Consider the following 24,903-nt stretch of genomic DNA (forward strand, 5'->3'; position numbering starts at 1 on the left):
CGCCACCGGACGCGCCGCCGTGCCGCATAGCGTGGCGCGCGTGAACGCCGTCCGACGCACCACCGCCGCGCGCGAGGTCCAGCCGTCGGCCACGTCGCCGGCACCGGACGCCGACGTCGCGCCGCAGCGCCCGCACCTCGTCACCCCGCCCACGCCCGAGGAGGCCGTCGCCGCCGCCGTCGCGCGCTGGCGCGAACGGCTCGTCGACCAGGTCGGCGGCTCCACGCTGGCCGACGTCGGCCTGCTGGGGGAGGCCGTCGTCGACCTGTCCGCAGCCCACCCGTCGGGCGTCGCGCAGCTCTTCGCGGGGCGGCCCACCCGGCTGTCCAACCTCATCCGCGAGGGCGCCAGCCTGCCCGCCGCACGCCGCCGCGCCCGCACCGTCTCCGCGCGCTCGGCCGAGCACGCCCAGCGCTTCGGGCTCGCACCCACCTACCTCGCCATCGGCGTCGCCACGTGGACCGAGCCCGCCGGAAGCCCGCCGCCGTCCGGGCGCCCGTCGCAGGACGTCACCGCGCTCGCGCGCGTCGCCGCCCGACGAGACCCCCGGCCCCAGCCCGTCGACGACGAGACGGCGGCCCTCGTCGACAGCGACGCCGCGGCGCCCGACGGCGGCGGCACGCCCGCCGAGGCCCTCGACGACGCCACCGCCTTCCTCGCCACGGCGACGGAGCCCGACCCGGACGGCGACGAAGCCCTCCTCGTGACCCAGTCGCTCCCCGTCGTCACCATGGCGAGCCCTCGCGCGGAGCCACGCGCCACGTTCGACCACCTCCCGGCCGGTGCGGACGACGAGCCGGACGACGGCGACGACACCGACGCCGTCCGCGTCGTCCACGCGCCGGTGCTGCTGCGCCCGGTCACGCTGACCCCCCGGGGCGAGGGAGAGTCCGACTACGAGCTCACGCTCGAGGCCACCGCCGAGATCAACCCCGTCGTCGCGCGCACGCTGCGCGCCCAGGGCGCGCTCCTCGACCCCACCTCGCTCGCGCAGTCGACGTTCTCCACCGCGGGGTTCGAGCCCACCGACGTGCTCGACCGCATCGCCGCGCTCGGCGACGCCGTCCTCGACGGCTTCACCCTCGACCGCCGCATGCTCGTCGGCACCTTCGTGCACCCCGGGCAGGCCCTCGTCGACGATATCGACGAGCTGGCACCGTCGCTGGTGCGGCACGAGGTGGTCGCGGCGCTCGCCGGCGTCGACGCCGCCGCCGAGGCCGTCGGTGCGATCCAGGTGCCGCCGCCCCCGGAGGGCGACCCGGCACCGGCGTTCGAGCGCGGCGTCGGCGACCTCGACCCGCACCAGCGCCACGTGGTCGACGCTCTCGCCACCGGCGGGCACCTGTACGTCGACGCCCCCGTCGGGTCCGACGTCGCCGGGACCGTCGCGGCCGTCGTCGCCGAGGCCACGGCGGCCGGCCGGTCCGTGCTGTACGTGACGGGGCACCGCCGCGCCGCGGACGCGCTCGCCGAGCGGCTCGCGTCGCTCGGCCTCGACGGCCTGCTGCTCGACGTCCCGCCCGTCCCGACGTGGCGGCACGAGGTCTCCCGCCGCCTGCTCACCGCCATGGCGAGCGAGCCCGAGCAGCTCGACGACGACGGCGTCGCCCAGCTCCGTGACGCGCTCATCGGCGCGCGCGCCCAGCTCGCCGCCTACATCACGGCGCTGCACCAGGGCCGCGCGCCGTGGCAGGTCTCGGCCTACGACGCCCTGCAGGCGCTCGCGCGGCTCACGGCCGAGCGGCCCGCGCCGTCGACCAGCGTGCGGCTGACGTCCGCCGCCGCCGCCGGGCTGGGGGAGGACGCCCGGCGTGCCGTCGCGGCCGACCTGCGGCAGGCGGCCGAGCTGGGGGCGTTCACCCTGCGCGCGACGTCGACCCCCTGGTACGACGCGCAGCTGCTCACCGACGACGCCGCGCGCGAGGCGCTCGTGCGCGTGAGCCGGCTCAAGGACACGACGCTGCCGCAGCTGCGACGGCAGATCGCCTACGTCACCGAGGTCACCGGCCTCACCCGGCCGACGACGGTCCGGGCGTTCGGCGAGCAGCTCGAGATGCTCGCCGGGATGCGCGGCACGCTCGACCTCTTCCACCCGATGGTCTTCGAGCGCACGGCGGCCGACATGGTCCAGGCGACCGCGACCCGCAAGTGGCGCGCCGAGCACGGCGTCGAGATGGGCTGGTTCAGCCGCCGGCGGCTGCGGAAGCGGGCCAAGGACATGGTTCGCCCCGGTGTGCGCGTGCCGGACATGCACGCGGCGCTGTGCGAGGTGCAGGCCCAGCGCGAGGTGTGGGCGCAGCACGCCGAGCGCGGCGGCTGGCCCACCCTCCCCGAGGGGCTGGCCACGATCGAGGACACGCACGAGGCCGTGCACATCGACCTCGACGCGCTCGAGCCGGTGCTCGGCCCGACGCCGCTCGGCGGCGGCCTCGCCGACCGCGACCTCGATGGCCTGGCCGAACGCCTGCAGCGCCTCGCCGCGGACGCCGACGCGCTCGAGACGCTGCCAGCGCGGACGGAGGCCCTGCGTCGCGTGCGTGCGGCCGGCCTCGGCGAGCTGGTCGACGACCTCACCGCGCGGCGCGTCGACGCGGAGCTCGTCGGCGCCGAGGTCGAGCTCGCGTGGTGGAGCTCGGTGTTCGAGCAGCTGCTCGCCGCCGACCCGGCCCTCGCCGGGCAGGACGGCGCCGGCCTCGACGCCCTGGCACGCCGGTTCCGCGAGCTCGACCGCCGGCAAGTGGCGTCCCTGTCCGGCCCCGTGCGCGCGGCAGTGCGCGCCCACCTGGGCACCGCGATGCGCGACGACCGCGACGACGCCGAGGCGCTGTTCACCGCGCTCATCGAGGGCCGGCTGACGTCGCTGCGCGACCTCGCCGCCGCGCACGGCGAGGTGCTGCGGCGCCTGCGGCCCGCGCTCGTCTCGACGCCTACGCTGGTGCCGCACCTTCTGCCGGCCGGCCGCACCGTCGACCTCGTGCTGCTTGACGCCGTTCAGCACGTGGGGCTCGAGTCGGTGGTGCCGGCGCTCGCGCGCGGGCGGCAGGTCGTCGTCGTCGGCGACGTGCGCTCGGCGTCGGGCACCGCGGTGCACGAGCTCGCCGAGGTGCTGCCGCACGTGACCGTGCAGCCGCGCGAGTCGCGCCGCGACCCCGAGCTGACGCGTCTGCTCGCCCGGCACGGGTACGCCGGGCTGGTCCGCCCGGCTCCGCTGCCGCACGCCGAGTCGATGGTGCACCTCGACCTCGTCGACGGCTCGGGCATGCCCGACCCGGCGTCGGGCACGGTGGAGTCGACGCAGGCCGAGGTCGACCGCGTCGTCGAGCTCGCCATCGAGCACGCACTGACGCGGCCCGAGGAGACGCTCGGGATCGTCACCGTCACGGCGGTGCACGCGGACCGGATCCGGGAGGCGCTGCTCGCGGAGGTGCGGGCCAACCCCGCGCTCGCGCCGTTCTTCTCCGGGTCGCGCCCGGAGCCCGTCGTCGTCGCCGACGTCACGGGCGTCGCCGGGCTCTCGCGCGACGCGGTCGTGCTCTCGCTCGGGTTCGGGCGCACGCCGCACGGGCGCGTGCTGCACCGGTTCGGCGTGCTGAGCGACCCGGGCGGCGACGCGATGCTGCTGGGCGCGCTCGGCGCGCCGCGGCGCCGGCTGCGGGTGGTCACGTGCTTCCTCGCCGACGACCTCGACCCCGAACGGCTGCGCGGCGGCGGCCCGCGTCTCCTGGCCGAGGTGCTGGAGTTCGCGCAGGAGCGGTCCGACGTCGCCGACCAGGTCGCGCTTGGCAACGGCGTCGACGTCTCGACGGCGCCCGACCGGTTGCTGGTGGACCTCGGCGAGCGGCTGTGGCGCCTGGGCTACCTGGTCGAGACCGACTACGGCCTGCCCGACGGCGACCGCATCCCGCTGGTGGTGGGCCACCCCGACCTGCCGGGCGAGCTGCTCGTCGCGGTGCTGACCGACGACGCGGCGTACGTGGCAGAGCCGTCCGTGCGCGTGCGCGACCGGCAGGTGGCCGAGCGCCTCGAGCGCCTCGGCTGGGTGGTCACGCAGGTGTGGAGCGCCGCGGCGTTCCTCGACCCGGACGGCGAGGCCGAGCGCGTCCGCCGCCTGGTCCAGCGCGTCCGCGACGAGCGCATCGGCACAGCCGGCGGCGTCGTCCCCCCGCGCGAGGTGGTGGTTCCGGTCCTCCCCGCGGAGGAGGACGACGAGGACGCCCTCTGACGTAGCGGCCTCCGCAGGGCGGGGCATGCGCAGGGCGTGGTGCGGGAGAATCGTCCGGTGAGCGAGCGCGAGCCGGAGAGTGAGCAGGACGTCGAGCCGCGGCGGCAGCATCGGCGCGTCGTGCGCGTCGGGACCGAACGCGAGCCGGTCTCCGGGGTGACCGAGGACGAGCGCGGTGGGCACGGCGACAACGACGACCGGCTGCTGGGCGACGTGCCGCCCCACTGGGGGCGCCGCTAGCTCCCTTTCGGCGTCGTACCTCCTGGCGCTCTCGCGTCGAGAGCGCCAGGAGGTACGACGCCGAAACGAGGGAGGTCAGCGCTGAGCGCCGACCCGGTCGGCGAGCAGGTCGCGGATCTCCTGGAGCAGCATGATGTCCGCGGCCGGTGCGACCGGCTCGGGCACGGGCTGCTCACCCCGCTTCACGCGGGCCGTGAAGTGCTTCACCGGCACGACGACGACGAAGTAAAGCGTGCTCGCGACGATGACGAAGTGCAGCAGGGCCTGCAGGAACTTCCCGAACGGGAACTCCGTGCCGTTGATCGAGAACGTGACGGCACTGATGTTCGGCTCGCCGAAGATCAGCGCGATCAGCGGGGTGAGGAACCCGTCCATCAGACCCGTCACCACGGAGGTGAAGGCGGTACCGACGATGATGCCGACCGCGAGGTCGACCACGTTCCCGCGCAGCAGGAAGTCCTTGAAACCCTTGAGCATGCATCCCCCTGGGGTGGTGTGTGGCCGGCTCGGCAGACTCGCCGGCGGCGATGGGGATTCTGGGGGCAAAGCCGTCGGCATAGCAAGGCGCGAACGGGACATCCCGGGCGCGGACGGCGAGCCGTCAGGGCACCAGCACCGCCGCGATCTCCCCGGCCCGCGACGTCGCCGACAGGAGCGGTGCCTCCTCGTGCGTGACGGCGAGGAGCGTGACCTCGCCGTCGGTGCCTCGACCCGTCGTCCCGCCGAGCAGCCCGCCGCCGCCACCGCCGTCCTTGCGACGAGACGCCGGCGGCAGCACGAGCGCTCGTCGTGCGAGGTACCGGGGGTCGAGGCCGGTCGCCTCCCCGACCCCGCTCGCGCCCGATGCCGTTGACACGAGATCCACGCGGTCCCCAGGCCGCAGCAGGTCGGCCGTGGCAGCGTCGAGCCGCACCGGGACGACGACGGTGCCCGCGGGTGCGAGCGCAGCCACCGCGCCGCCGGCCAGCAGCTCGGCCGACAGCGGGAGCCCCGCCGCAAGCGGGACGGCCGGCACGTGCCCGATCACCTCGGCGGGGTCGGCGACCACGTCCGCGGGCACGAGCCCCGCGGGCACGGAGCGCACCTCGAGGTCCGTGCGTCGCACCTCGACGCCCGCGGCCAGCCGGTGTGTCGACACGACGACGTCGCGTACCGGTGGGGGAGCGGGCCGGAGCGCCTGCACGGCCGATATCGCCGCGACGCCGCAGCACACCGCGACGACGACATGGCGAGCCCGCCACAGCCAGCGGCGGGCAGCGCGGGCCCGGCGTCGGCGGGCGAGGGCGCGCGGCGAGCGCGGGTCGGTGGGGCTCATGGCAACCGACGCTAGGCGGGCGCGCGATGCTCCCGGATGAGCAGGGGCCCTACCTGTGGACAAAGCCGCGCGACGGCATCCTGGAGGCAGGCTCGCCGCCCCGGGACGCCGTCGCGCGACGGGTCGTGCGGTGTCAGGCCGAGGCGGCCTTGCTCGTCGACGACGACGACGAGGAAGCCGACTTCGACGAGGACGAAGAAGACGACGAAGAAGACGAGGAAGAAGGCGAGGACGAGGTCGACGAGGACGACGACCCACCCCGCGAGTCCGTCCGGTAGAACCCCGACCCCTTGAACGTCACGCCGACGCTCCCGTACTGCTTGCGCAGCTGCCCGCCGCACTCGGGGCAGACGGTCAGGGCGTCGTCGGTGAACGACTGGTGGATGTCGAAGGCGTGGCCGCAGGCGGCGCACAGGTACGCGTAGGTGGGCACGGGCTCTCCTCGGAGGACGAACAGTGGCAGGTGCACGGTCGGCGCCCGGGCTGACGAGCCCCGGCGCCGCTGGCACTCCGGCTTACTGAGTGCCAATGATACGCGTGCGCGTGACATTCCCATCGGGGCCGCCAGGCCCCAAGGCGGTCACGGTAGTCTCGCCTGCGTGTCAGCCCCTGTGACCGCCGTCGGCCAGTCCGAGCAGCCTCCGGCCCGCAAGCCCCGTCGTCGCCGGTCACGGTTGCGCCGCCTCGTCGTCGGTATCTCCCTGGTGGTGGTGCTGGTCCTCGTCGCGGCGACGGCGTTCACCACCGTCATCGTGCGCCGCCCCCTCCCGCAGACCTCCGGCTCCCTCCAGCTCGCGGGCCTCACGGGCGACGTCCGCGTGGTGCGGAACGACCAGGGCGTGCCGCAGATCTACGCGGACGACGTCGAGGACCTCTTCCGCGCGCAGGGCTTCGTCGCGGCGCAGGACCGCTTCTTCGAGATGGACTACCGCCGCCACGTCACGGCCGGCCGTCTCGCCGAGCTGGTCGGGAACGTCCCCGAGGCGATCAAGGCCGACAAGGTGGTGCGCACGTTCGGCTGGCGCCGCGTCGCCGAGCAGGAGCTCGAGCTGATCTCGCCCGAGACCCGCCAGCACCTCGACGCGTACGCGGAGGGCGTCAACGCCTACATCGCCTCGCGCACACCCGAGCAGCTCGCGGTCGAGTACACGGTGCTCGGCGCGAGCGTCGACGTCGAGAAGCCGGAGCCCTGGGACGCGGTCGACTCGCTCGCCTGGCTCAAGGCCATGGCCTGGGACCTGCGCGGCAACTACGACGACGAGCTGCAGCGCGCCCTCGCCTTCTCCACGCTCGAGGACGTTGCGTCGGTCAACCAGCTCTTCCCGACGTACGCCACCGGCGGCAACGCGACGATCCTCGAGCCGGGTGACCTCGAGGGCGACGCGACCGCTGGGGCCGTCGCGTCGACGGGTGGCGCCGCACCCGCCTCTGCCACCACCGCCACCGCGCCGTCGAGGACGCCGGCCCTGGATGCTGCGCTCGCCTCGGCCCGCAACGCGCTCGCCGCCGTCCCCGTGCTCGTGGGCCGTGGAGAGGGCACCGGCTCGAACTCGTGGGTCGTCTCGGGTGACCACACGGAGTCGGGCAAGCCGATGCTCGCCAACGACCCGCACCTGTCTCTCGCCGCGCCGAGCATCTGGTCTCAGGTGGGCCTGCACTGCAACAACGTCGGCAGCGACTGCCCCTTCGACGTGGCCGGCTTCTCGTTCGCCGGGTTCCCGGGCGTGATCATCGGCCACAACGGCGACCTCGCCTGGGGCCTGACCAACATGGGCGCCGACGTCACCGACTTCTTCATCGAGCGTCTGCGCGACGACACCTACCAGCGCGGCGACGAGTGGGTGCCGCTCGACACGCGCACGGAGACGATCCGCGTCAACGGCTCGGCCGCGATCGACCTCAAGGTGCGCTCGACCGTGCACGGCCCGATCGTCTCGGACGTGCTCGACGTCGACCCGGTCGTCGATGCCCCGACGGAACAGGGCACGCTGCTGGGCACCTACGGCGTCTCCCTGGCGTGGACCGCGCTGACGCCCGGCCGCACCGCCGACGCGGTCTTCGCCTTCGACACGGCGAAGAACGCCGACGACATCCGCGCCGCCGGGGCGATGTTCGACGTGCCCGCGCAGAACATCGTGTTCGCCACGGCCGACGGCCACATCGGTTACCAGGCGCCCGGCCGGATCCCGGTCCGGGCGAGCGTGCCCGGCGCACCCGTGCCGTCGGACGGCTCGTGGCCGCGCGACGGCCGTGACCCGCGCTTCGACTGGCAGGGCTGGGTGCCCGCCGAGCAGATGCCGCGCGCGCTCGACCCGGCGAGCGGCTTCATCGTCGCCGCCAACCAGGCCGTGCTGCCCGACGGCACCGGTCCGTTCCTCACGAACGACTGGGACTACGGCTTCCGGTCCGAGCGCATCCGCACGCTGATCCAGAACCAGATCGACTCGGGCCGCAAGTTCACGGTCCAGGACTTCAACCGCATCCAGAACGACGACTGGAGCCCCTACGCCCAGGTGCTGCTCCCGGCACTGCTCGACGTCCAGCTCGCCGACGAGCACGACGCCGCCGGCCAGCAGCTGCTCCACGGGTGGGACGGGCGCATGGACGCCGACTCGGCGGCGGCCGCGTACTTCGCCGCCGTCTGGCGCAACCTCCTGCAGGAGACGTTCTGGGACGACCTGCCCGAGGACATGCGGCCCGACGGCGGCAGCAAGTGGCTCGTCGTGGTGCGTGACATGCTCGACAAGCCCGACAACCCGTTCTGGGACGACCGCTCGACGCTGAACGTGACCGAGTCGCGCGACGAGGTGCTCACCCAGGCGATGGTCTCCGCGCGCCGCGACCTGACGGTCGAGATGGCGAAGAACCCGGCCGACTGGAAGTGGGGCACGCTGCACCAGCTGCGGCTCGAGCACCCCGTGCTCGGCGGCTCCAGCATCCCCGCGCCCGTGCGCATGCTCATGAACCCGTCGGCGATCTCGATGCCGGGCTCGTCCTCAGTGGTCAACGCGACCGGCTGGGACGCCGGCACGGGCAGCTTCGCGGTCAAGACCGGGCCGTCGATGCGCATGGTCGTGGACCTGGGCAACCTCGACGCCGCGACGTGGGTCGTGGTGACGGGCACCTCAGGCCACCCGGGCTCGCCGCACTACACCGACCAGATCCGGGCCTGGGCGGAGGGGCGGACGTTCCCGTTCCCGTTCTCCCGGGAAGCGGTCGCGGCGGAGTCGTCGGACGTGCTGACGCTGACGCCGTAGCGCTGGGATCCGCGACCGGCTCGACCACGCGTGGTCGAGCCGGTCGCGACCGGTTCGCTTACGTCAGCCGTCGAGCAGCTGCCAGCCCTGCGTCGTCGCGACCACGTGCACGCGCAGGTCGTGCGGCTCCATCGGCAGCGGCCGCTCGCCGCCGTCGTAGACCTCTTCGGGGAACACCATCGCGACGACCGTGACGCCGTCGCGCACGAGGTGCAGCACGCGGTCGTACCAGCCGCCGCCCTGGCCGAGGCGCCGCCCGTGGGTGTCGACGGCGAGCGCTGGGACGACGACGACGTCCGCCTTCTCGATGGCCGACGCGCCGAGCGGCGGGCCGCTGGGCTCCGGGGGGCGCCCGGGCGCGCGCTCGCGCAGGTCGTCCACGCCGGCGTACTCGGCCCAGTCGCGGGCAAGGCCCGAACCGAGCACGGGCAGCAGCACGCGCGCACCGCGCAGGGCTAGGCGCTCGAGCAGCACGTGCGTGCCCGGCTCGTTCGAACGCGCGGCATAGGTGGCGACGCAGGCGGCCTCGCGCACGGCGGGGATCGTCTCGAGGACGTCGGCGAACGCGTGCGCGGCGTCGGCGCGCTGGCGCGGAGTCCGCGCGGCACGGTGCGCGCGGATGGCCCGGCGCAGCTCTTCCTTGGCGTCGGCGGGCTCCATGCCGGGGATCAACGGGTACGGCTGGTGCTGGAACGCGCCTCTGGAGTCGCCACGCATGCGGTCATTGTGTCAGTGTCCACACCACATCCACTGCACACGGTGTGTGTGGCGAACAGGGCTTCAGGGGGACCTGTGACACGTTCGACGACGCAGGCGCGCGCGAGAGGGCTGACAACCGTGACAAAGGCGTGGCCTGTGACGTTGCGCGAGGACGACCGCCACGGCTCGGTGCTGCTGCGGCCGCTGCGCCGTCGGGACTCCGACACGTGGATGCGCCTCCGCGCCGCGAACCAGGAGTGGCTCGAGCCGTGGGAGGCGACGTCGCCCGTGGGCGCGGACGGCGGCTCGACGACGTTCGGCGAGTACGTGCGCGTGCTGACGCAGCAGGCCCGCGCCGGCACGACGCTGCCGTTCGCCGTCGAGCTCGACGGCGCGCTCGTGGGCCAGCTGACGGTCTCGTCGATCACCTACGGCTCGCTGTGCTCCGCGGCGATCGGCTACTGGGTCTCGCGCGACGTCGCGGGTCGGGGCGTCATCCCGACCGGCGTCGCGATGGCCACCGACTACTGCTTCCAGGTGCTGGGCCTGCACCGGATCGAGATCAACATCCGGCCCGAGAACACGCGCAGCCTGCGCGTCGTCGAGAAGCTCGGCTTCCGCGACGAGGGCACGCGCGTGCGCTACCTGCACATCCAGGGCGAGTGGCGGGACCACCGCACGTTCGCCCTCACCGCGGAGGAGGTGCCGGGCGGGCTCCTCGCGCGGTGGCAGCGGGTGCGCGACGCCGGGTGGCGCGCGGAGTGACCTTCGCCGAGACCGGGAGGTCTTGACAGACACGCCGAGAGCACTCCGCGTTCTCGGCACGCGCCTCGCCTAACGTCATGGCGTGGAATCCTCGGCAGCAGGTCTCGCAGCGCTCGCGCTGTTCGTCCTGGTGCTCGGGTACTGGGTGCCGCAACGGGTGCGGCAACGCCAGCAGCTGGCCGAGTCCCGCATCGAGGACCGGTTCTCCGGCAGCCTGCGAGTGCTCGCGGTCGCCGCCGGTTCCGTGCCCCTGCCGGTCCCCGGGGTCGATGTCCCAGCCCTGGCCGGGCCTGCTCCCGCCGGGCTGTTGACCATGGCTGCCGGGCCCCAGCCACTGAAGGTCCCCGTCCACGCCGGACGCAGCGCACGAGAGGAGACACCGATGGCCGAGCCGCAGGTCACCGCGCGCCCGTCGCGCCTCGAGCTCCTGGAGGAGCGCGCGAAGCGCGCCCGGCGCCGGCTCACGATCACCCTGTTCCTCCTGCTCGCGACCGTCGCCGTCTGGGCCGCCGTGCCGCTCACCCCGCTGCTGTGGTTCGCGGGCATCGCGCCGACGGCGCTGCTCGTCGTCGTGCTGCTGCTCGGCAGGGCCGCTGCGGTGCGGGCGCGGCGTGCCGACGCGCGCTGGGCCGCCGAGCGCCGCGCCGCCGAGCGCCGTGCCCTGCAGGCGCGAGCGCTCGCCGCCGGTGGGCCGCACGCCCCGCGAAACCGCGCCCGGGTGACCGGAAGGGCGGTGCGCGGCTCGTCGGCGATGACGCAGATGATCCCGCGCGTGGCGGTGACCGTGGTCGAGGGGGTGGCGAAGGAGGTCGTCCGGGCGGCCGTGTCCGACGGCGGCGCCTCCGAACATTCCACGGCCGACGGCGGCGAGGCTTCATCGTCGCCGGCCCCGGCAGGTGCCGGGACGCCGCCGGACGCCGTCGCGCGCCCGCAGGTTCCGGTGCCCGGGGCGCCCTGGGAGCCGCGCCCTGTGCCGCTGCCCACGTACGTGACCAAGGCGGCGGCGCCGCGGCGCGAGCCGCTGCCGCTCTCGGGCGCGACCCCCGTGGTGTCGACGGGCTGGTCGAGCTCGCCGTGGCAGCGCCTCGAGGACGCCGGCGAGAGGGTCGGCGAGGCGAACACGTCGTGGTCGCTCGGTGCGACGCAGGCTGCGGCGCTCGGACAGACGACGACGCCGGCGCCCGCGTCGGGGAGCGTTGCCGCGTCGGACGCCGCGGAGGGTGGAGACCCGCTCGTCGCGGAGGAGCCCCGGCCGCGCACCGAGACGCTGGGCCTGCCGCTCGAGCAGATCCTCGCGCGGCGGCGGGCCGTGGGGTGACGCGAGCAGGCTGCGCGATTTGGAGAACCGGGCGGGTCGGGTGCTAACCTAGGCAACGCCTTGGGGCTATGGCGCAGTTGGTAGCGCGTCTCGTTCGCAATGAGAAGGTCGGGGGTTCGAATCCCCCTAGCTCCACCGATCTGAGGGCCGTTGATCAGGACAAATGTCCTGGTCAGCGGCCTTTAGTCTTCCATCGAGGTCCTCGAACGAGAGGACCAGAACACCGTGACTGCACGCATGACTGCACGCGAGCGTGGACTCCGGTGGACGAGATCAGGTACGGCTCGAGAAGCAGGAGATCCCGGTCTGCTGCGCGTCTCGCCCTTCAGGCGACTGCGGCCGGCGACGCATACCTCGCGCTTCATAGAGTCGACCCGCGAGGGCCCACTGGCCGGCGTTCCTGGCAGATCATGTAGTGGTCCGCGAGCTGCCCGGGCCGCGGAGGAGACCGCTGCCTCGGCGCATGGATGTAGGCCACGAGACCGCACCGAGTCGCTTGCCGAACTCGGACCGCCCATCTCAGCGAACCGATACGCTGATCGGCGCGCGGCAGTGCAGGCGAGACGAAGCGGGGAAGAATTGGCGACGATCGGGGATGTAGCCCGCGAAGCGGGGGTGGCGCGGAGCACGGTGTCAGCGGTGCTGAACGGCCGCAAGCTCGTCATGCCCGACACCCGCAAGCGCGTGGACGACGCGATCGCGAAGCTGAACTACTCGGTCAACGCCGGCGCCCGAGCGCTAGCTACTTCTCGGACGATGACGATCGGCGTCGTCGTCCGCTTCCACGAGGCCGAGTTCAGCCCGGCCCTGGCGACGTATCTCGTCGCGCTGTCGGATGCCGCCGCGGCGAGCGGCTACTCGGTCACGCTCCTGACGGACGTTGACGGCGAAGGGGCGGTGCGCAAGGCCATCGCTGGACGGCGTGTCGACGGGCTCGTGCTGCTCTCGGTCGTCGAGGGCGACCCTCGCGTGGAGCCGATCGCGGAGACGCGGTTCCCTGCGGTTCTGATTGGCATGCCGCAGGAGACGCACGGGATCGACGCGGTCGACCTCGACTTCGCCGACGGGGCGCGCCTGCTCGTCGACCACCTCGCGGACGCAGGGCATCGAGCTGCGACGTTCGTGCGCTGGCCGGACGAGCTCTATGCCGCAGGCAGCACGTACGCGATCCGCTTCGCCGACGCCGCGCGTGAGCACGCGACCGCGCGCGCGCTGGACCTCGCCGAGCTCTCGTGCACGGTCGGGCCCGAGCAGGTTCGCGCGACACTGAGCGGTGAGCTGCGCCGGGCGGATGCGCCGCAGGCTCTGTTGGTGCACAACGACGCGGCCGTAGCCATGTTGCCGTTTGCCCTGCGCGATGTCGGGCTGGCTGTGCCGGCCGATCGCAGCGTCGTGTCGCTGCACTCGGCGGAGCTCGCACGTCTTTATGCGTTGCCGTTCACGTCGGTCGAGTCGGAGCCGGACGCCGTGGTCCGGGCTGCGGTCGAGCTGCTGCTGGACCGGATCGCCGACCCGATCGCCGATCCGTTGTCTCGCCTCGTCGCGCCCCATCTCGTGTACCGCGACAGCGTCGCTCCGATCGGCTGACGCGACCCTCGCCGTCGTGACATGGGACTCCGACGCTGGTTGGCATGACGCAACAGCGAGTCGGATCGCTTGACGCGTCCCAGGAGCATCAGCACAATGGCCAGCGAACCGGTTCGCTGATGGTGTCAGCGGGGCTCCGCGGTTTGCGGAACCTTTCACCGGCGGTCAAGGAGGAGCTGGCCGGGACGTGCGCGCCCCAGGCCAGTGAGCGCTCAGTTCGATCCACCGGACGGCTTACGGGATGCAAAGGAGCACCACGCATGTCCAGAACGGCACCACCTTCTCCGCCTGCACGTGCGGGCTCTGGTCGGCGATCCGGCGTGCTGCGTCGTCTCGCGGCGACGGGTCTTGCTTTCGCCGTGAGCGCCAGCATCGCGGGCGCCACTTCGGCGGCGGCCGACGAGCCGCCAACGAAAGACCTCACGGTCGACCTGTCGACGGTCACGGGCCCGGCCACGGGAGTCGGCCAGGGCATTCTCTACGGCATCACCGAGGACGGGTCGCAGCCAGGCGACGAGTACGTCCAGCCGCTGAACCTGAACGCGTTCCGCGGCGGCGGCTGGTTCTCGGGCGGCTGGATCCGCGACGGGTACACGTACGGCGATGCGACCAAGGCCGAGGTGGCCTCGATCATCGCGCAGGCCAAGCGCCTGCGGCAGTCCTCGGGCAACCCGGACTTCCAGTACCAGGTGATCGTGAGCGACCTGTTCGGCTCGACCGGCGGGGCACCCGCCAACACGCTGTGGCCGTGCACCGACGGCGACTGCTCGAACTGGCTCGAGTTCATCGACACGGCGGTCGGGGCGCTCGAGGAGTCGGGCATCGACTTCGCGTACGACATCTTCAACGAGCCGGACCTGTCGATCTTCTGGCGTCCGGGCGTGAACACACCGCAGTACTTCCAGATGTGGGACAGCGCGTACGCCGAGCTGCGACGTGTCGCACCGGACGCAAAGATCGTCGGTCCGTCGTTCGCGTTCACCCCGGAGCGCAACCCCGGGGAGTGGGCGACGTTCTTCGCGCACGTCAAGGCGGCGAACACTGTCCCCGACTGGATCACCAACCACGACGAGGGCGACGTCGACGACCCCGTCACGGTCGCGCAGTCCCTGCGGGACGCCCTGGACGCCGCGGACATCCCGCAGCGCCCGCTGTCCGCGAACGAGTACCAGCCGGCCGACCGGCAGAGCGCCGGCGTCACCGCGTGGTACCTCGCCCGGTTTGCGCAGTCGACCTACGCCAACGCGATGCGCGGCAACTGGAGCTGCTGCATGGTCCCGAACCTGACGGGGCTGCTGACGCACGCTCAGACCGGTTGGGCTCCCACGGGGAACTGGTGGGCGTCGCAGACCAACGCCGACATGACCGGTTCGCTCGTCAAGACCTCCGGTCAGGTGGGCTCGATGGCGATCTCGGCCGCCAAGGACCCGTCGAAGGGCCAGGCGGTCGCTCTGCTGGGCGACGCCAACGGCTACACCGGCACGGCGAACGTCACCTTCACCGGCCTCGGTTCGGCGGCGTACCTGGTGCGTGAGAACCAGGTCCACGCAACCGTGTACCGCATGCCCGACGGTGGGGCGCTGTACTCGAAGCAGGTCCAGTCCAGCGGCGACTTCGACGTCGCGGCCGACGGGTCCGTCAGCATCCCGGTGCGCTTCCAGGGCAGCCACGACGCCATCGCCGTGTACCTGTCGTGGACGCGGCCGCAGACCGTCTCCGTCCAGGCGCCCGACCTGATGGTCCCGGGCGGCTCCTACGACGTGCCGGTGGTCTTCACAAACGGCAGCGCCTCGCCCGACACGCAGGTGCAGACGTCCCTCGCCGTGACGGCGGAGAACCCCGCCGACGCGGCGGGCATCACGGTCGACGCCGCGGACGGCGGCGGCAGCGCGGCTCCCATCGTTCACCAGCTGGGCGCCGGTGAGTCGACCATTGCGACGTTCCGTGTCGAGATCCCTGCGTCGGCGCCGAACGTCGCCTACCGCCTCGTCGCGACGACGAACCTGGTCAACCACGGCCACCTCACCGTCAGTGACTCGGCCGACGTCATCGCACCCTGCGCGCTCGGCGTGAACTGCGAGGCGGAGAACGGTCAGCTGGCGGCCGGGGCGTGCCTCGCGACCGACCACCCCGGCTACACCGGGGCCGGCTTCGTGGCGTGCTTTACCAGCCCCGGCCCGAGCGTCACCCAGCAGTTCGCGGTTCCCGCCGACGGGACGTACACGCTCGACCTGCGGTACGCCGCCGGCCCGAACGGCCCGAACAGCACCCGTTCTGCAACGGTCACCGCCAACGGCGTCTCCCAGCAGGTCCAGCTACCGCTGACAGGAAGCTGGAACAGGTGGGGCGACTCGACAGTAGCGCTGCAGCTGAAGGCTGGCCGCAACGACATCACGGTCTCGTACCTGAAGACCGACCTCGGCTGGTTCAACCTCGACCACCTGGTGCTGACCCAGTAGCCAGATCCCAGCGGCGAGCAAGACAGCAGGCGGCGGTGGCCACTACGGCCGCCGCCGCCTCTTGACACCCTGGGCGTACGCGATAGCGTGTGACCTATTCGAACCGGTTCGACGATGATCACGGAGCGAGCGGATGACAACGATCGGCGACGTCGCCCGTCGTGCGGGAGTGTCCCGCAGCACGGTGTCGTACGCGCTCTCGGGCAAGAGGACGATCTCGCAGGAGACTCGAGACCGGATCGAGCTCGCGATCGTAGAACTCGGTTTCACGCCCAATGCCGGTGCGCGGGCGCTCGCAACGGCAGAGACCAAGGTGTTGGGCCTGCTCCTGCAGTTTCATGTCGACGAGTTCGCGCCGGCCATGCTCCAGTACGTCCTCCCCGTCTCGGCGGCCGCGCGCGAGCTGGGCTATGACATCTTGATGGTGACCGACCCCGACGGCGCGGGCGCGATCCGCCGGATCGGGGCGTCGGCGATGGTGGACGGCATCGTGCTGCTGGACGTCACCTACCAGGATCCGCGCCTGGAGTCGCTGCGTGCAGTGCGCAAGCCGGGGGCACTCATCGGGCTGCCTGCCGACACGCGCGATGTCGACGCGATCGACCTGGACTTCGGCCAGGCGGCCCGAGTTCTCGTCGATGACCTGCACGAACATGGGCACCGCGAGGTCGCGTTGATCTCGCCGCCCTATCACGTCGTCGAGCGTGGCGGGTCGTACGTGTGGCGGTTCCGGGATGCGGCCATCGAGCATGCAGACTCTCTCGGGATGCGGTTGCACCCGTATTACGGCGAGTCCCGTCCGCCGGCGGTGCAGACATCGGTGCACCGCGTCTTGGACGTCCACCCGTCTGCAACCGCCCTGATCGTCCACAACGACGCGACGATCGCCGCGCTGCCGGGAATCTTGCGCGACCGGGGAATCTCGGTGCCGCGGGACCTGAGCGTGGTCAGTCTCTACTCGCGGGACTTCGGCGAGGAGTTCTCGCTTCCCTATACCGCGGTCGAGTCTGCGGCAGAGACCCTCGGGCGTCAGGCCGTGGCTCAGCTGGTGCGGCGCATCGCGCGCTCGCCCCAGGCCGGCCAGCCCGGAGCCCGGCTGATCGAGCCGGTGTTGAAGAACCGCGGAAGCGTCCGCACGTTGCCGCGCTGACGCTGCCCTTGATCCGACGGGAAGACACAACTGCACACCCTGGTCGAAGTTCGTATGTCGAACCGGTTCACCAGCCAGCACTGATCCAGAGAGGAACCACCGTGTTGAACGCCAGCAAGAAGACGATCGCCCTCGTGGGTGCCACGAGCGTCATGGTGACCGCACTCGCCGCCTGCAGCAGCGGGGCGAATGCGGACAGCAGCTCGACCGGCAGTGCCAGCCTGACCCAGGTCTCCGTCTGGGACCCGTACCCGCAGTACGACGACAGCTCGGACTGGGCCACATACGTCAAGGCCTGCGCACCGGCCGGGACCACGCTCAAGCGGACCACGGCCCCGACGAGCGACCTGCTCAACACCCTGACGAGCGCGGTCAAGGAGGACAACGCCCCGGATGTCGTCATCCTGGACAACCCGGCCGTCCCGGACGCTGCGAGCTCCGGCCTGCTCGCGCCCGCGTCCGACGTCGGCATCGATACCACCGGGTTCGACGCGAACCTCGCGGGCCCCGGGACGGTCGACGGCGTGACCTACGGTGTGCCGATCGGCGCGAACACCCTCGGCCTGTATTACAACAAGGACATCCTGGACAACGCCGGGGTCGACCCCGCGAGCATCACCAGCTGGGACACGCTCAACGCCGCCCTCGAGAAGGTCACCAAGGCCGGCAACAAGGGCATCACGTTCGCCGGCGTCGCCGGCGAGGAAGGCGTCTTCCAGTTCCTGCCTTGGTTCTGGGGTTCCGGGGCCAACCTCAAGGCGCCGGGCTCGGACGAGGCGGTCGCCGCCGGGCAGCTGGTGTCCGACTGGATCGGCAAGGGATACGCGCCCAAGTCGGCGCTCACGGACAACCAGTCGGCCTCGTGGGACCTGTTCCTGACCGGCCAGTACGCCTTCGCGGAGAACGGGTCGTGGTTCGCGAAGGCGGCGTCGGAGCAGAAGTTCAAGGCGGTCATGATGCCGATCCCGGGCAAGGACAACGGCGCCGCTCCGGTGCCGACGGGCGGCGAGTTCGTGCTGGCTCCGGTGCACAAGAAGGACACCTCGGCGCACTACGCGGCCGCGGCCAAGATCATCGCCTGCCTGGCGGGGCCGGACAACCAGATCAAGACCGACGACCAGCTGGGTTACTTCGCGGCGAACAAGGACCAGCGCACCCAGCAGATCGCCAGCGACCCGATCTGGACGCCGTGGGCGCAGGCGATCGAGAGCGCGCAGGGCCGGACCACTGACCTGGGGGCCGACTACACGGCGACCTCCGCGGCGATCTCGACCGCGCTGCAGGGTGCGCTCAACGCCGCGGGCGACACCTCGGCGGTCAAGTCGGCGTTCGCACAGGCGGCCCAGGGCTGACCTCCGGTCCGGGTGTGGCGGCCGGTCGGTTGGGCCGGCCGCCGCGCCCAGATCCGCCCCCTCAGGACGGTGAAAGAGAAGTGAGCATCTCGATGTCAGCCACGGTCGACCGCGTGCCCACGCCGGAGTCCGCCACCGACCGAGTGGGCGCCGTCGAAGCCCCACGGCGTCGACATCTGCAGCCCACGGCGTGGGCGGCGGCGGGGTTCCTCGCACCCCTGCTGGTATACCTGGCGATCTTCTACGCCTACCCGCTGTACGAGAACGTGTCGATGAGCCTGCACCGGTTCACGCGGGCCACCTTCGTCACGGGCGTCGCCCCGTTCGTCGGCCTGGACGTCTACCGCGAGATGACGTCCTCGCCGCTGTTCTGGTCGACGGTGCGGCAGACCGCGGTCTTCGTAGTCGTCTCGCTCGTCTTCCAGTATGCGATCGGGCTGGGGCTGGCCGTCTTCTTCCAGCGCAGCTTCCCGCTGTCGGGCGTGCTGCGCGGCCTGTTCCTGGTGCCGTGGCTGCTGCCGATCATCGTCTCAGCGACCACCTGGCAGTGGATGATGGACGCCGACTCCGGCATCCTCAACCGGTTCCTCGGGCTCTTCGGCGTCGACCCCGTCTGGTGGCTCAACGCCCAGCACTCGCTGATGTCCGTGACGATCGCGAACATCTGGCTCGGGATCCCGTTCAACCTGGTGATCCTGTACTCGGGCCTGCAGAACATCCCGGCGGACCTGTACGAGGCGGCCGCCCTGGACGGCGCAGGCGCATGGCGGCAGTTCTGGCACCTGACGTTCCCGCTGCTGCGCCCGGTCTCGGCGATCACGCTGCTGCTCGGGTTCGTCTACACGCTCAAGGTCGTCGACATCATCTGGATCATGACCCTGGGCACCGGAAGCTCTCAGACCCTGGCGACCTGGGCGTACGGGATGGCGTTCGGCAAGGGCGCCTCCTCGATCATCCGGTACTCCCAGGCCTCGGTGCTCGGCACCATCTTGCTCGTCATCGCCCTCGCCATGGGGTTCGTCTACCTGGCCGTCCAGCGCCGGCAGGAGGACTGACATGGAACACCAGAAGGTCCGGCGCACCTGGTGGAAGACCGCCCTCGGCGTCCTCTTCACCGCCCTCATGCTCTTCCCGCTCTACTGGATGGTGAACGTCTCGTTCACCCAGCGCAGCGCCATCCGCTCCGGCGACGTCTTCCCGCGCCACTTCACGCTCTCCCACTACGACGTCGTGCTGCACCAGCAGCTGCCATACCTGGGCACGAGCATCGTCGTCGGGCTCGGCACCGTCGTCCTGACGCTCGTGATCTCCGCCCCGGCCGCGTTCGCGTTGTCGAAGCTGTACGTTCCCGGCCGGCGCGCGCTCAGCTTCGTGCTGCTCGTCGCACAGATGATCCCTGCGGTCGTGATGGCGCTGGGCTTCTACACGATCTACACCAGGCTGGGCATCCTCGACACCCTCCCCGGGCTGATCCTGGCGGACTCGACGATCGCCGTCCCGTTCGGGGTCATGCTCTTCACCGCGTTCATGGCGGGGATCCCCGCCGAGCTGCTCCAGGCGGCACAGATCGACGGTGCCTCGCACTGGCGCAGCTTCCGCTCGGTCGTCATGCCCATCGCGCGCAACTCCGCCGTCACCGTGGGACTGTTCGCCTTCCTGTGGGCCTGGTCGGACTTCCTGTTCGCGTCCACCCTCAACCGCGAAGGCGGCAAGCTGCGCCCGATCACGATGGGTCTCTACGACTACATCGGCTCCCAGAACCAAGAGTGGGGGCCCCTCATGGCGACGGCCGTGCTCGCATCGATCCCCACCGCGCTGCTGCTGCTGGTCGCCCAGCGCTATGTCGCCGCGGGGGTGACGGCAGGCGCTGTCAAGGACTGACCCCGAAGCACCCACGCACACCCGATGGTGCGGACATCAGCGACCGCACCAGGCCATGTCCCATTGCCCTGAGGACTTGCTCATGACCTTCCCGCCCCACCCCGCTGCCACCGATGTTGAGTTCGACGTCCGGCAGATCCCGTTCTCGTACAGAGGCGCCTGGTTCGATCTGTCGCCTGTCGTCGGCCTCCACCAGCGCTCCGAGACCATCCACCTGGTCTCGCACCGCAACGGCATGCACGCCGTGCTCGCCCTTCAGCCGGTCGCGAACGGGGCCCCCGTGCCTGCCCGGTGGACCACCTCGTCCACGACGCTGCGCTGGACCGGGGACGACGGCGGGACCGTGACAGCCGCCTTCGAAGGCCCGCACGTGCTGCGCCTGCGCGGTCGCGGGCTGGGGCTGCGGATCGTCGACGCCGCCTCAGACCTGACACCTTTCACCGGTACCTATCTGTTCACCGACCCGGTCGACGGAACCAGCGTCTTCACCTCCTACGAGACCGGGCGACGCTACCGGTTGACGCGAGTCTCCGGGGCGCTGCAGGTCGTCGGCGCCGAGGCGCTCGGTGCGGCCGACCGCGCCGTCGTCGCCGGCGCCAACGGCGGGGACTGGGAGCTGGCCATCCAGGAGACGACAGCCGGCGCGTTGCCTTTCACCCCGCACAGCCCGTTCCCCGCCGTCGTGGCCGCAGCGGACGCCGCGTTCCGTGACTACCTCGACGCCGTCGCGCCGTGGCGTGACGAGCGCACCCCCGCAGCGGCGCTGGCCGCGTACGTGCTCTGGTCGGCGACGGTGGCACCCGAAGGGTTCCTCGGCCGGGAGTCGGTGCTGATGTCGAAGCACTGGATGGACAAGGTGTGGAGCTGGGACCACTGCTTCAACGCCCTCGCACTTGCCCCTGGGCTGCCCGACGCCGCGCTCGACCAGTTCCTGGCGCCCTTCGACCACCAGGACCCCACCGGCGCCCTGCCCGACTCGGTCACCCACTCGGAGATCCTGTTCAACTACGTCAAGCCCCCCATCCACGGCTGGGCGCTGAACCGGCTGCGCGGCCTGAGCACCCGCGAGCTCGCTGACACCGAGCTGCGCGAGATCCACGACCGGGTCGCAGCGTGGACCCGGTTCTGGCTCGTCCAGCGGCGCCGGCCCGGCCACGTGCTGCCCTTCTACCAGCACGGCAACGACTCCGGCTGGGACAACTCCACCACCTTCGACCGCGACCGCGTCATCGAGTCGCCTGACCTGGCGGCCTTCCTGGTCCTCCAGCTCGAGACGCTCGCCGACCTCGCCACCGAGCTGGGCCTGCCCGCGGAGGAGTGGAAGCACGAGCGCGACTCCGTGCTCCGCGCCTTGACCACCGACCTGTGGCGGGACACGGAGTTCGTGGCAGTGGGTGCGCTGTCCGGGAACGACAGCACCGCAACCAGCCTGCTCAACCTGCTCCCGCTCGTCCTGGGCGAACGCCTCCCCGACCGCGTGCGCCAGCTTCTGGCCGACCGGCTCATCGCGCACCTGACCGAGCACGGCCTGGCCACGGAACCCCCGACCTCGCCGCGTTACGAGGCGGACGGGTACTGGCGCGGGCCGATCTGGGCGCCATCCACCGCGCTGATCGAGGACGGCCTGCGCTCGAGCGGGTTCACCCAGCTCGCCGACGAGGTCTCGAGCCGGTTCCGCGCGCTGTGCGAGCGCTCCGGCTTCGCCGAGAACTTCGACGCCCTGACCGGCGCAGGCCTCCGGGACCGCGCCTACACCTGGACTGCCGCCGTGTACCTGATGTTCGCGGCGGACCACGTGCGTCGCATCTGAGGCTCGTCCCTGAGCGGTCGCACGTCGTGAGCGCCAGAAAGCGCTCACTCGCATGTTCACCGATGCAAAGGAGCAGAGAGATGAACCGTGCACCAACTGCCAGAAGGCTGGGGATGCGGCGCGCGCCCGCGGCCGTCCTCGCCACTCTGGCCATGGCCTCGACGGGTGCCGCGATCGCACCTTCAGCGCTGGCCGCGGACGCTGCAGGCGGCCCTGACGCGACCGACGTCGTCGTCGTCCACGCCGACCAGCCGTTCCGCCCCGTGACGCATGTCGCGAGCGGTTCGCTCTACGGTCTCGCCGACGCGACCAACCCGACCGACGCACTCGCTTCGGCGATCAAGCCGCCAGAGTTCGTCCTCAAGCCGTCCGGTGGAACGCAGCAGCCGACAGGCGACATACTCGTCACCGCTGCAAAGTCGCAGGCGCTCGGCGCGAAGGTCGTCGACCGCCTCTCCGACTACTACCCGGGCTGGCCGTACCAGTTCAGCTGGGACTCGTGGGACAACGTCGTTCGGAACGAGCTGACCAAGGTCAACACGTCGACCGTGCCAAACCTCGCCGCCTATGCGCCCTGGAACGAGTCTGACGGCACCTGGAACACGGCCAAGAACGGCACGTTCGAGGACTTCTGGACGCACACGTACCGACTGATCCGGTCGATCGACCCCACGACGCCCATCCAGGGTCCGAGCTTCTCGGACAACATCTCCGACATGGACAACTTCCTGCGGAACGCCGTCGCCACCGACACAGTTCCGGACATTCTCGCCTGGCACGAGCTCATTCGCTCCACCAAGATCGAGGGCGACATCAACACGGTCGTCGCACTCGAGAAGAAGTACGGCATCACGCCGCGACTGATCGACATCGAGGAGTACGCGGCGCCGTCGGAGGTTGGTATTCCCGGCGCCCTGGTCGGTTATATCGCGAAGTTCGAGCGGCTCGGGATCTCGAACGCCGAGCTCGCGTTCTGGAACCAGTCGGGGACGCTCGGTGACCTCCTGACGGCACGGGGCGGGTCCCCGAACGGCGCGTACTGGCTCTACACCTGGTACGCGCAGATGAGTGGCGACATGGTCACCACCACGCCGCCCGCCGGTGGCGCAGCGCTGTTCGACGCCGCCGCCTCTGTCTCGTCGGACAAGACCGAGGTCAACATCGTCACTGGCGGGAACACCGGCCCGACGACGGTCAAGGTCGACGGCCTCAAGAAGCTGCACCTGGGCAGCAAGGTGAACGCAAAGATCGAGTTCACGCCGTCCTACGGTCGCACCGCCCCCGCCTCGGGTCCGGTGACGGTCTCCGAGACCAGCTACTCGATCGGCGCGGACGGATCGATCTCGGTCCCGATCGTGATGAACCCGGCCTACGGGTACCACGTCACGATCACTAAGGCCGGTTCGAACACGACTGACCTTTCGGGGACCTACCAGATCGGCAACGTCAACAGCGGCCTCGCCATCGAGGCGAACGGCGCTGTCAGTGGGAGCACCGTCCAGCAGACCTCGGCCGGCACCTCGGCACAGGCCTGGAAGCTCGTGAACGCTGGCTCTGGGCTCTACGCGATCGTCGACCCCGCAACGGGGCTCGTGCTCGGGGTGAAGGACTCTTCGACGAGTGACGGTGCCACGATCCTTCTCGAGCCGGCCGACGGCGCGGCCGACCAGCTCTGGCAGCCTGTTCCGGACGGCAAGGGTCATTACCGGCTCGCGAACTACGGCACCGGTCTGGTCCTCGCGATCGATCGCATGAGCAAGACCGCCGGCTCGCCGGTCGTCCAGTGGACCGACGGATCGGTCACCTCCGGCTGCACCCCGGACGGGCCTCGTGTCACCGGCCGCATCGGCTCGGCCCTGTCGTTCTGCAACACGTCGTCGTACGTGAGCCTGCCCACGGGCATCGTGAGCGGACTCACCGGTGACTACACGGTGTCGACCTGGGTGAACCCCGCGTCGAACGCCACGTGGTCGCGCGTCTTCGACATCGGCACTGGCTCCTCCGCGAGCATGTTCCTCACGGTGAACTCGGGCAGCACACTGCGGTTCGCGATCACTGCGGGCTCGGGTGCGGGAGGTGAGCAGCAGATCAACGGCACAGGGACGCTGCCGCTGAACCAGTGGTCGCTCGTGACCGTGACGCTCGCGGGGAACACAGGGACCCTGTACGTCAACGGCAAGGTCGTGGGCACGAACACGTCCATGACGAACCACCCGGCGGTCTTCGGGCAGAGCACTCGCAACTACATCGGCAAGTCTCAGTACGCCGACCCTGCACTGAACGGAGCGGTGGACGACTTCAACATCTACGACCGCGCCCTGAGCTCGGCGGAGGTGGCCGACCTGGCGTCGGGCGCAGTCGGCGCGGGGAACGTCGAGCACCTGACGTTCGACGAGTCTGGCGGCACGAGGGTCGTCGACGCGTCCGGCAACGGGAAGGACGCCACCGTCGTCCTGGGCTCGACCTCCGGATCGTCGACGTCGTCGAGCGACGCGGCCACGGCAGACCACTTCTGGACGCTGACCCCGCTCACCTGGTCCTCCTCAACCGCTTACAGCGAAGGTGACCAGGTGACCTACAACGGGTCGGTCTGGCGGGCGGCGTGGTGGACGCAGTCCGAGGTGCCCGGCAACCCGACCGGCGCCTGGGAGGAGATGATCACCAACCCGGACGGGACGGCGGCCTGGACGGCCTCCAGGGTCTTCACGGCTGGCGAGTCGGCGACGTACCAGGGCAAGACGTACGTGGCCCAGTGGTGGACGCGCAACGAGGCCCCGGGCGACCCCTCCGGACCGTGGAAGCTCGTCGGCTGACGTAGGTCCTCTCCTCGACAAGGCGACGGTGACGT

The 24,903-nt window shown here is 71.4% G+C and carries 17 protein-coding genes, 1 tRNA gene and 1 pseudogene; 15 read left to right on the forward strand and 4 right to left on the reverse strand.

From position 1 onward, the window contains the following. Positions 1-40 precede the first annotated feature (40 nt). Entirely contained in the window at positions 41-4,222 is a 4,182-nt protein-coding gene (locus ACO4JP_RS03810) for a hypothetical protein (RefSeq protein WP_425956060.1), read from the forward strand. Positions 4,223-4,279: 57 nt separating this feature from the next. Next, positions 4,280-4,462, forward strand: a complete 183-nt coding sequence (locus tag ACO4JP_RS03815) for a hypothetical protein (RefSeq protein WP_425956061.1) — start codon at positions 4,280-4,282, stop codon at positions 4,460-4,462. Between the two features lie 75 nt (positions 4,463-4,537). On the opposite strand, the gene mscL is transcribed toward ACO4JP_RS03815, so the two are convergent. Together mscL and ACO4JP_RS03825 are read right to left on the reverse strand one after the other, a co-directional pair. Beyond that, on the reverse strand, positions 4,538-4,939 hold the full coding sequence (mscL, locus tag ACO4JP_RS03820) for a large conductance mechanosensitive channel protein MscL (protein ID WP_425956062.1): 402 nt from the start codon (positions 4,937-4,939) through the stop codon (positions 4,538-4,540). Between the two features lie 124 nt (positions 4,940-5,063). Further along, positions 5,064-5,777: an SAF domain-containing protein gene (locus ACO4JP_RS03825; protein ID WP_425956063.1), complete on the reverse strand. Its 714-nt coding sequence runs from the start codon at positions 5,775-5,777 to the stop codon at positions 5,064-5,066. Between the two features lie 26 nt (positions 5,778-5,803). Between ACO4JP_RS03825 and ACO4JP_RS03830 the strand changes: the two genes are divergently transcribed. After that, the gene (locus ACO4JP_RS03830; RefSeq protein ID WP_425957150.1) at positions 5,804-6,055 is read left to right on the forward strand and encodes a hypothetical protein; all 252 of its coding nucleotides are present in this window, start codon (positions 5,804-5,806) and stop codon (positions 6,053-6,055) included. A 14-nt stretch (positions 6,056-6,069) separates the two neighbouring features. On the opposite strand, the pseudogene ACO4JP_RS03835 reads toward ACO4JP_RS03830, so the two are convergent. Then, positions 6,070-6,333: pseudogene (locus tag ACO4JP_RS03835) on the reverse strand (FmdB family zinc ribbon protein); the annotation flags it as partial. A gap of 43 nt (positions 6,334-6,376) precedes the next feature. Here ACO4JP_RS03835 and ACO4JP_RS03840 point away from each other — a divergent pair. After that, positions 6,377-9,034 carry a penicillin acylase family protein gene (locus ACO4JP_RS03840; protein ID WP_425956064.1) on the forward strand — a complete coding sequence of 886 codons (2,658 nt, stop codon included), beginning with the start codon at positions 6,377-6,379 and terminating at the stop codon, positions 9,032-9,034. A 63-nt stretch (positions 9,035-9,097) separates the two neighbouring features. Here the strand turns inward: ACO4JP_RS03840 and ACO4JP_RS03845 are convergent, their stop codons facing one another. Beyond that, entirely contained in the window at positions 9,098-9,751 is a 654-nt protein-coding gene (locus tag ACO4JP_RS03845; RefSeq protein ID WP_425956065.1) for a 5-formyltetrahydrofolate cyclo-ligase, read from the reverse strand. A gap of 138 nt (positions 9,752-9,889) precedes the next feature. Between ACO4JP_RS03845 and ACO4JP_RS03850 the strand changes: the two genes are divergently transcribed. From ACO4JP_RS03850 to ACO4JP_RS03900, 11 genes are all read left to right on the forward strand, one after another. Beyond that, positions 9,890-10,498 carry a GNAT family N-acetyltransferase gene (locus ACO4JP_RS03850; protein ID WP_425956066.1) on the forward strand — a complete coding sequence of 203 codons (609 nt, stop codon included), beginning with the start codon at positions 9,890-9,892 and terminating at the stop codon, positions 10,496-10,498. Positions 10,499-10,580: 82 nt separating this feature from the next. Next, positions 10,581-11,816 (forward strand): hypothetical protein, encoded by a 1,236-nt coding sequence (locus tag ACO4JP_RS03855; RefSeq protein ID WP_425956067.1) that lies wholly within the window; start codon positions 10,581-10,583, stop codon positions 11,814-11,816. Positions 11,817-11,878: 62 nt separating this feature from the next. After that, a tRNA-Ala gene (locus ACO4JP_RS03860) sits at positions 11,879-11,951 on the forward strand. Positions 11,952-12,053: 102 nt separating this feature from the next. After that, positions 12,054-13,403, forward strand: coding sequence for a LacI family DNA-binding transcriptional regulator (locus tag ACO4JP_RS03865; protein ID WP_425956068.1), 1,350 nt, complete (start codon positions 12,054-12,056; stop codon positions 13,401-13,403). A 359-nt stretch (positions 13,404-13,762) separates the two neighbouring features. Then, positions 13,763-15,862 carry a CBM35 domain-containing protein gene (locus tag ACO4JP_RS03870; protein WP_425956069.1) on the forward strand — a complete coding sequence of 700 codons (2,100 nt, stop codon included), beginning with the start codon at positions 13,763-13,765 and terminating at the stop codon, positions 15,860-15,862. A 133-nt stretch (positions 15,863-15,995) separates the two neighbouring features. Further along, entirely contained in the window at positions 15,996-17,012 is a 1,017-nt protein-coding gene (locus ACO4JP_RS03875) for a LacI family DNA-binding transcriptional regulator (RefSeq protein ID WP_425956070.1), read from the forward strand. A 104-nt stretch (positions 17,013-17,116) separates the two neighbouring features. Next, a complete protein-coding gene (locus ACO4JP_RS03880) occupies positions 17,117-18,364 on the forward strand; it encodes a sugar ABC transporter substrate-binding protein (protein WP_425956071.1) in 1,248 nt (415 codons plus the stop codon). Positions 18,365-18,456: 92 nt separating this feature from the next. Next, the gene (locus tag ACO4JP_RS03885; RefSeq protein WP_425956072.1) at positions 18,457-19,419 is read left to right on the forward strand and encodes a carbohydrate ABC transporter permease; all 963 of its coding nucleotides are present in this window, start codon (positions 18,457-18,459) and stop codon (positions 19,417-19,419) included. Position 19,420: 1 nt separating this feature from the next. Further along, on the forward strand, positions 19,421-20,245 hold the full coding sequence (locus ACO4JP_RS03890; protein ID WP_425956073.1) for a carbohydrate ABC transporter permease: 825 nt from the start codon (positions 19,421-19,423) through the stop codon (positions 20,243-20,245). Between the two features lie 82 nt (positions 20,246-20,327). After that, positions 20,328-22,055 carry an amylo-alpha-1,6-glucosidase gene (locus tag ACO4JP_RS03895; RefSeq protein ID WP_425956074.1) on the forward strand — a complete coding sequence of 576 codons (1,728 nt, stop codon included), beginning with the start codon at positions 20,328-20,330 and terminating at the stop codon, positions 22,053-22,055. A gap of 80 nt (positions 22,056-22,135) precedes the next feature. Then, positions 22,136-24,868, forward strand: coding sequence for a LamG-like jellyroll fold domain-containing protein (locus tag ACO4JP_RS03900; RefSeq protein ID WP_425956075.1), 2,733 nt, complete (start codon positions 22,136-22,138; stop codon positions 24,866-24,868). Positions 24,869-24,903: the final 35 nt, after the last annotated feature.

This window comes from Xylanimonas sp. McL0601 (assembly GCF_049852175.1).
GTDB lineage: Bacteria > Actinomycetota > Actinomycetes > Actinomycetales > Cellulomonadaceae > Xylanimonas.

What these genes read in the sequence shown, in the direction of transcription:
- mscL (WP_425956062.1), bottom strand. Translation starts at nt 4,939, where the DNA reads ATGCTCAAGGGTTTCAAGGACTTCCTGCTGCGCGGGAACGTGGTCGAC.
- ACO4JP_RS03825 (WP_425956063.1), bottom strand. Translation starts at nt 5,777, where the DNA reads ATGAGCCCCACCGACCCGCGCTCGCCGCGCGCCCTCGCCCGCCGACGC.
- ACO4JP_RS03830 (WP_425957150.1), top strand. Translation starts at nt 5,804, where the DNA reads ATGCTCCCGGATGAGCAGGGGCCCTACCTGTGGACAAAGCCGCGCGAC.
- ACO4JP_RS03845 (WP_425956065.1), bottom strand. Translation starts at nt 9,751, where the DNA reads ATGCGTGGCGACTCCAGAGGCGCGTTCCAGCACCAGCCGTACCCGTTG.
- ACO4JP_RS03865 (WP_425956068.1), top strand. Translation starts at nt 12,054, where the DNA reads ATGACTGCACGCGAGCGTGGACTCCGGTGGACGAGATCAGGTACGGCT.
- ACO4JP_RS03875 (WP_425956070.1), top strand. Translation starts at nt 15,996, where the DNA reads ATGACAACGATCGGCGACGTCGCCCGTCGTGCGGGAGTGTCCCGCAGC.
- ACO4JP_RS03885 (WP_425956072.1), top strand. Translation starts at nt 18,457, where the DNA reads ATGTCAGCCACGGTCGACCGCGTGCCCACGCCGGAGTCCGCCACCGAC.
- ACO4JP_RS03890 (WP_425956073.1), top strand. Translation starts at nt 19,421, where the DNA reads ATGGAACACCAGAAGGTCCGGCGCACCTGGTGGAAGACCGCCCTCGGC.
- ACO4JP_RS03895 (WP_425956074.1), top strand. Translation starts at nt 20,328, where the DNA reads ATGACCTTCCCGCCCCACCCCGCTGCCACCGATGTTGAGTTCGACGTC.
- ACO4JP_RS03900 (WP_425956075.1), top strand. Translation starts at nt 22,136, where the DNA reads ATGAACCGTGCACCAACTGCCAGAAGGCTGGGGATGCGGCGCGCGCCC.